Below are 6,861 nucleotides of genomic sequence, written 5' to 3'. Positions count from 1 at the left end.
GGCCGTTCCCAGTGGCAGGACCCCTGGATCCGGCTGCGCAAGAATCGCGCCGCGGTCACCAGCGCCATCGTGCTCCTGGTGCTCGGCCTCATCGGCATCTTCGGGCCGATGGTCTGGCCGCATCCCCATGCCCAGGTCTATCCCCAGTTCGTCCGCGTGCCGGCCAGCTTCGAGGCCTATCCCCGCGCCGATACGATCCTGCCCGGCTTCGAGCGCGAACTGGCCCGCACCCGGCTCGACCACGGGCCGCCGGTGCTCGAAGGCGATCGGGTCACGGTCGAGCTCACCTCCGACGAGCCCATCGACCCGCGCATCCTGCGCTACTTCCAGCGGTCCGACCTCTTCTCCGACCCCAGCCTCGAGCTCTCCGAAGACGAGCTGACCGGCACGCTTTCGGCCAAGGTCGAGCGGCTGCATTTCTACTTCGGCACCGATGCCGTGGGCCGCGACCTCGCGGCCCGCATCATGATCGGCGTGCGCATCTCGCTCGCCATCGGCATTCTCGCCTCGATCATGGCGCTCCTGGTCGGCGTCACCTACGGCGCCGTCTCGGGCTATCTCGGCGGGCGGGTCGACAACGTGATGATGCGCATCGTCGACATCCTCTATTCGCTGCCCTTCATCTTCTTCGTGATCCTGATGGTGGTGTTCTTCGGCCGCTCCATCGTCATCATCTTCATCGCCATCGGCGCCACGGAATGGCTCGACATGGCCCGGATCGTGCGCGGCCAGACCCTCTCGCTGAAGCGCCAGGAATTCGTCCAGGCCGCCGAGGCACTCGGCGCGACCAAGGCCGGCATCCTCGCGCGCCACATCATTCCCAACACGCTCGGGCCGGTGGTGGTCTTCGTAACCCTGCTGGTCCCGAAGGCGATCCTGCTCGAAAGCCTGCTCTCCTTCCTCGGCCTCGGCGTGCAGGAGCCGCTGACCTCGCTGGGGCTGCTGATCTCGGAGGGCGCCTCGAACATGCGCGGCGCGCTCTGGCTCCTGATCTGGCCGGCGATCACGCTGACGCTAATCCTCTTCGCGCTCAATTTCCTCGGCGACGGGCTGCGCGATTCCCTCGATCCGAAGGACCGGTGATGAGCGAGCACGTCCTCTCCGTCCGCGATCTCAAGGTCGAGTTCGAAACCAACGACGGCATGGTCGCCGCGGTGAAGGGCCTCGACCTCGACGTCGCCCAGGGCGAGACCGTCGCGATCGTCGGGGAAAGCGGCTCCGGCAAGAGCCAGACCACCATGGCGATCATGGGCCTCCTCGCCGCGAACGGCCGGGCCAGCGGCTCGGCGAAGTACCGCGGCCGCGAGGTCCTCGGCCTGAGCGACCGCGATCTCAACAAGGTCCGCGGCAACAAGATCACCATGATCTTCCAGGAGCCGATGACCTCGCTCGACCCGCTCTACCGCATCGGCGACCAGCTCGCCGAACCGCTGCGCTACCACCGCGGCATGTCGAAGGCCGAGGCGCGCCCGCGGATCCTGGAGCTGCTGCACCTTGTCGGCATCCCCGAGCCCGAGCGCCGCATCGACAGCTATCCCCACGAGCTATCGGGCGGCCAGCGCCAGCGGGTGATGATCGCCATGGCGCTCGCCTGCGATCCCGACATCCTGATCGCCGACGAGCCCACCACCGCACTCGACGTCACGATCCAGGCGCAGATCCTCGAACTGCTCGCCTCGCTCCAGAGCCGGCTCGGCATGGCGATCGTCTTCATCACCCACGACCTCGGCATCGTCCGGCGCCTCGCCGACCGCGTCTATGTGATGCAGTCGGGCCGCGTGGTCGAGACCGGCGCGACCGAGGCCCTGTTCCTCGATCCACAGCATCCCTATACCAGAATGCTGCTCGCCGCCGAGCCCGAGGGCATCAAGGAAGCCCCGCCGGCGACCGCGCCGGTGCTGATCGAGGGCCGGGACGTCTCGGTCACCTTCCGCTCCGGCGGCGGCCTCTTCTCCGAACCGCTCGAGGTGAGGGCGGTGCGCGGCGTCAATCTCGCGCTGCATTCCGGCCAGACGATCGGCATCGTCGGCGAATCCGGCTCGGGCAAGTCCACGCTCGGCCGCGCGCTGCTGCGCCTGCTGCCCTCCGAGGGCCATGTCGGATACATCGGCCGCGAACTCCCGCGGGATGCGGCCGAGATGCGCCCGCTCCGCCGCGAGCTGCAGCTCGTCTTCCAGGATCCCTTCGGTTCGCTCTCCCCGCGCATGACGGTCGGGCGCATCATCACCGAGGGTCTCCTGATCCACGACCCCGCGCTCTCCACAGCCGAGCGCGACCGGCGAGCCGGCGCGGCGCTGACGGAGGTCGGGCTCGACCCGGCCATGCGCAACCGCTACCCGCACGAATTCTCCGGCGGCCAGCGCCAGCGCATCGCCATCGCCCGCACCATGATCCTCAAGCCCAAGGTGATCGTGCTCGACGAGCCCACCTCGGCGCTGGACCGCTCCGTGCAGAAGCAGATCGTCGAACTTCTGCGCGACCTGCAGCAGCAATACGGGCTGAGCTACCTCTTCATCAGCCACGACCTCGTGGTGGTCCGCGCGCTCGCCGACTACATCATCGTTATGAAGGGGGGCCAGATCGTGGAACAAGGGCAGACCGAATCCGTCTTCGATCGGCCGGCCGAGGCCTATACCCGCGCGCTCATGGCCGCGGCGCTGGAGACCGCCCGTTTCCGCGAGACCGCCGAGGCCTGACCGACGGTTCAGCCGCCCGGCCGCAGCCGGGCATCGGCCTTCATCTGGGCCCGGATCGCGATCTTCATCGTCCGGAAGGTATGCTCTTGCGCCACCGCGGTCTCGGTCCGGTCGCGGATATCGCCGGCGAGCCGGGGAAAGTACGGCAGGCCCGCGTCACGGCAATCGATGTGCTCGACCCGGGTTCGATTGCTGAGCAGCAGGTGGTTGCCCGTCTCGCTTCGCGCGAGATCGACGTATTTCCGCAACTCGATCGACCCCTCGTCGCCGAGGATGAAGAGCCGTCCGTCGCCCCAGGCCGGCAGGGCATCGGGCGTGAACCAATCGACCCGGATATAGCCGTGCCCGGCGTCGCCGTTCAGAACGATCTCGCCGAAATCCTCGAAGCCGGGATATTCCGGCCGGGTCGAGTTCTCCGCCAGCGCATGGGCGACCTCGACCTCGGTCGAGCCGGTGAAGTGCAGGAACTGGTCGACCTGGTGCGAGCCGATGTCGCAGAGAATGCCGCCGAAGCGCGCCTTGTCGAAATACCATTCCGGCCTCGTGTGGAGCCGCTGGCGGTGCGGCCCCAGCCCCACCGTCTGGATCACCCTGCCGATCGCGCCGGCCCGGACCAATTCGTCCGCCCGCGTCACCGCCGGCACCTCGAAGCGCTCCGAGAAATTGACGCTCCAGATCCGCCCGGTCCGCGCCACGCAGGCGCGCAGGGCCGCGAGCTGTTCCAGCGTGGTGCAGCCGGGCTTGTCGACCATGACGTCCTTGCCCGCCTCCATCGCCTCGATGGCGAGCGCTGCGCGGTCCGCCGGCACCGCGGCGATCAGCACCAGATCGACCGATGCGTCGTCGAGCAGTGCCCGGCGATCCGCCACGCGGTCGAATTCGCCGAAGCGCTCGAGGAATTGCGCCTCGGTGGTCGGATGGCCCTCGGTCCACCATCCGCGGCAATCCGCGCCTAGTTTCAGCATGTTGCCAAGCATGCCCAGAATGTGATCGTGATCGATCCCGACCACTGCGACCCCAAGACCCTGCATTCCCCTCTCCTACCGGTCTTCAACCGCCACGCGGACACCCTCGCGCCCCGAGCGTTCGAGCGCCGCGATCAGCGCATGGACCCGCAGCGCCTCGCGCCCCGGCACCAGCGGCGGCCGGCCCTCCTCGAGCGCGGCGGCAAAATCCGCGATCACCGCGCGATGCCATTCATGGGTGAAGGCCATGGGATCGGCCCCGCCCCCGGTCGCCGCCTCCGCGCCGAATTCCTCGTGGCTCCCGTCCTGCCAGTCGATCGTGAGCCGGTTGCCCATCAGAAGCGCCGAGCCCTTCGCGCAATTGAGCCGGATCGCATCCGCATGCCCCGGATAGCTCGCGGTCGTGGCGAAGAACGTCCCCAGCGCGCCGCCCTCGAAGCGCCAGCCCGAAGCCACGAAATCCTCCGATTCCATCCGGTGAAAGCCGCTCGTCCCGGTCAGCGCCGTCACCTCGGCGACCGGCCCGGTCAGGCTCAGCGCCAGGTCGAGCGTGTGGATCGCCTGGCTGATCAGCACACCGCCGCCGTCGCGCGCATAGGTGCCGCGCCCGGGCTCGTCGTAATAGGATTGCGGGCGCCACCAGGGTACGGCCACCTCGACCGTGCGGAGCGCGCCGAGCCGGCCTCCCGCGACGATTCGCGCCAGTTCCAGCGCCGCCGGCCGCATGCGGTGCTGGAAGACGATCCCCAGCGTGACGCCCGCGGCCTCGCAGATGCCGCAGAGCCGCTCCGCCGCCTCCAGCGTCCGCTCGACCGGCTTCTCCATCAGGATATGCTTGCCTGCCGCCGCGAGCCGCCGCACGATTTCCTCGCGCCCGTTGGGTGGCGTGGCGAGCAGTACGAAGTCCACCGAAGGGTCCGCCGCGATCTCGTCGACCGATGCATAGTCGCGGCAGCTCTCCGGCAGGGCCGCGCCGTGCATCGCGCGAAACCGCGCCCGGCTTTCCGGCGCGCGGGCGTAGATGCCGCGCAGCGCCAGCCGCTCGGTGAGATCGCCCAGCGCCGCGACATAGGTGCCGCTCACCATGCCGAGCCCGATCAGCGCGACGCCCGTCTGCGTCCTTCCGGCCACGCCGTGCGCTCAGACCATGCCGGAAGGCGGGACGGTGCGCACCGGCGCGGTGGCGGTATCCAGCATCTGCCGACCTCCCCCTGCATCCTCCGCCGGGTCATCGCAGCTTTTTCCCCCGCGATCAATTCGGAACCCCGGCGGGCCGGCCACCACCATCGCATTGACCGGAGGAGGGCGCAGACCTAGAAACGCCCCGAGACCTCGTAGCTCAGGGGATAGAGCGACCGCCTCCTAAGCGGTAGGTCGTAGGTTCGAATCCTACCGGGGTCGCCAGTCCATCCATGTATGACCCGCGGCCGCGCTCATCCTAAGGCGACCGCCAGGCCGACGCCGACCAGCGCCAGCCCGGCGGCGACATGGACCCGCCGCATCGCCACCGGGTCGGCGAGCAGGACGCGCGCCCGGGCGAAGACCGCCGCCCAGGCGAGATTGCCGAGGAAGGGCACCAACGCCGAAACGAGGCAGATCGCCACCACGTCCGCGGCGGTCAGGCTGGCCATGTCGAAGAAGCCGGGCAGCACCCCGAGGTAGAAGAGCACCGCCTTGGGATTGCCTGCGATCACCAGAAGCCCCGCCGCGAACCCGGCCCAGCCGCTCTCCCGCGCCAGGCCGCCGCCCGTCGCCCGGCGCGCCGCCGCCTCGGCCTTGCGGATCAGCTGCACGCCCATCCAGACCAGGATCACCGCACCCAGATAGCGCAGCAGCACCAGCGCATCGGCCCAGACGCCGGCCACCACGCCGATGCCGAGCATCGCCGCCAGCGGCCAGAGCACGTCGCCGACGGCCACGCCCGCGGCCAGCGGCACGCTCGCCGCCACCCCCCCGGTCGCCGCCCGGGCGATCAGCGCCGCGACCACCGGGCCGGGCGTCGCCACGAGCAGCGCCAGCGCCCCGGCATAGGGCAGAAGCATCGGCGGGGTGAGGGTCATGCGGAAGTCACTCCGACGCGCCGGGCAGGGTCAGCGTGCCCTCGGGGCCGAGCGGCCAGAAGGGATTCATTGCCACTTCCCAGACATGGCCGTCGGGATCGGCGAAATAGCCCGAATAGCCGCCCCAAAAGACTTTTTCAGGCCGCTTGACCACCGATGCCCCGGCGCCGAGCGCCAGCTCGAAGGCCGCATCCACTTCCTCTACGCTGGCGAAGTTGCGCGCCAGCGTCATCGCGCCGAACCCCAGCACGGCCCCCGGCCGCCCCTGGTCCTTCGCCAGTTCTTCGAGCGGAAAGAGCCCCAGCACCTGCCCGGCGAGCTGGATGAAGACCACACCCTCCGGCGCCGATGCGGCCTCCCAGCCGAGGGCGGCATAGAACCGCCGCGAGCGCTCGAGATCCCCCACACCCAGCGTGATCAGCGAAATGCTCTTCGGAAACATCATTCTCCCTCCATGGTAAGCCGCGATTCGCCGCCGGAATCGGCGACATGCAGCCGCTGGGCCCGCGCGCCGAGCGCCGCGAAGGGCTCGGGCCCGGTGCCGGTCATCCAGCTCTGCGCCCCGAGCGCCGCGATCTCGTCGAAGAGCGCCGCCCGGCGGTCCGCGTCGAGATGCGCGGCGACCTCGTCGAGCAGCAGGATCGGCGGCGCGCCGAAATCATCCGCCACGGCGCGCGCATTGGCGAGGACCAGGCTGATCAGGAGCGCCTTCTGCTCGCCCGTCGAGCAGAGCCTGGCCGCCATGCCCTTCGCCGCATAGATCGCCTCCAGATCGTCTCGATGCGGCCCGGCGAGGCTTCGCCCGGCCGCCTGATCGCGCCCCCGCCCCACCTGCAGCTCCGCCCGCAGCCCTTCGGCATCCCGCGCGCCCTCGGCGGCTAGGCCGAGCTCGGCCCTCGGGAAGGCGCGGGAGGGCGGCGTCGCCGCCAGCTTCCCGAGCGCCGCCCTCCGGTTGGCGTCGAGCTGCGCCCCGAATTCCGCCATCTGCGCCTCGAGCGCGTCGAACCAGCCGCGGTCCTGGATCCGGTCGCGCAGCAGGCGGTTGCGTTCGCGCAGGGCGCGCTCGTAGCCGAGCACCGCGGCGCCATGCTCCGGGCAGAGGCTCAGCGTCACGCGGTCGAGGAATCCGCCGCGCCCGCC

6 protein-coding genes, 1 tRNA gene and 1 pseudogene are annotated in these 6,861 nt (G+C 69.9%); 3 read left to right on the top strand and 5 right to left on the bottom strand.

Translation table 11 applies throughout. From position 1 onward, the window contains the following. Positions 1–1,083 (top strand): ABC transporter permease (locus V7050_RS16515; protein ID WP_324410857.1); only part of this gene is annotated, 1,083 nt, incomplete at its 5' end. After that, positions 1,083–2,696, top strand: coding sequence for an ABC transporter ATP-binding protein (locus tag V7050_RS16510; protein WP_324366650.1), 1,614 nt, complete (start codon positions 1,083–1,085; stop codon positions 2,694–2,696). The genes V7050_RS16515 and V7050_RS16510, both read left to right, overlap by 1 nt. Before the next feature lie 8 nt (positions 2,697–2,704). On the opposite strand, the gene V7050_RS16505 is transcribed toward V7050_RS16510, so the two are convergent. Both V7050_RS16505 and V7050_RS16500 read right to left on the bottom strand, forming a co-directional pair. After that, positions 2,705–3,727, bottom strand: a complete 1,023-nt coding sequence (locus V7050_RS16505) for a Gfo/Idh/MocA family protein (protein ID WP_324366648.1) — start codon at positions 3,725–3,727, stop codon at positions 2,705–2,707. A gap of 9 nt (positions 3,728–3,736) precedes the next feature. Then, positions 3,737–4,792, bottom strand: coding sequence for a Gfo/Idh/MocA family protein (locus tag V7050_RS16500; RefSeq protein WP_324366646.1), 1,056 nt, complete (start codon positions 4,790–4,792; stop codon positions 3,737–3,739). Between the two features lie 197 nt (positions 4,793–4,989). Here V7050_RS16500 and V7050_RS16495 point away from each other — a divergent pair. Then, positions 4,990–5,065: transfer RNA gene (locus tag V7050_RS16495), tRNA-Arg, on the top strand. Positions 5,066–5,094: 29 nt separating this feature from the next. Here V7050_RS16495 and V7050_RS16490 read toward each other — a convergent pair. From V7050_RS16490 to V7050_RS16480, 3 genes and pseudogenes are all read right to left on the bottom strand, one after another. Next, on the bottom strand, positions 5,095–5,721 hold the full coding sequence (locus tag V7050_RS16490) for a LysE family translocator (protein ID WP_324366644.1): 627 nt from the start codon (positions 5,719–5,721) through the stop codon (positions 5,095–5,097). Positions 5,722–5,728: 7 nt separating this feature from the next. Next, positions 5,729–6,163 carry a VOC family protein gene (locus tag V7050_RS16485; protein ID WP_324366670.1) on the bottom strand — a complete coding sequence of 145 codons (435 nt, stop codon included), beginning with the start codon at positions 6,161–6,163 and terminating at the stop codon, positions 5,729–5,731. Next, a pseudogene (locus V7050_RS16480) lies at positions 6,163–6,861 on the bottom strand (DNA replication/repair protein RecF); the annotation flags it as partial. The pseudogene V7050_RS16480 and the gene V7050_RS16485, both read right to left, overlap by 1 nt.

It is taken from the genome of Amaricoccus sp. (assembly GCF_036846665.1).
Lineage (GTDB): Bacteria > Pseudomonadota > Alphaproteobacteria > Rhodobacterales > Rhodobacteraceae > Amaricoccus.
Note: the sequence above shows the minus strand (reverse complement) of the source record. Positions and strands in the feature narration are given on the sequence as shown.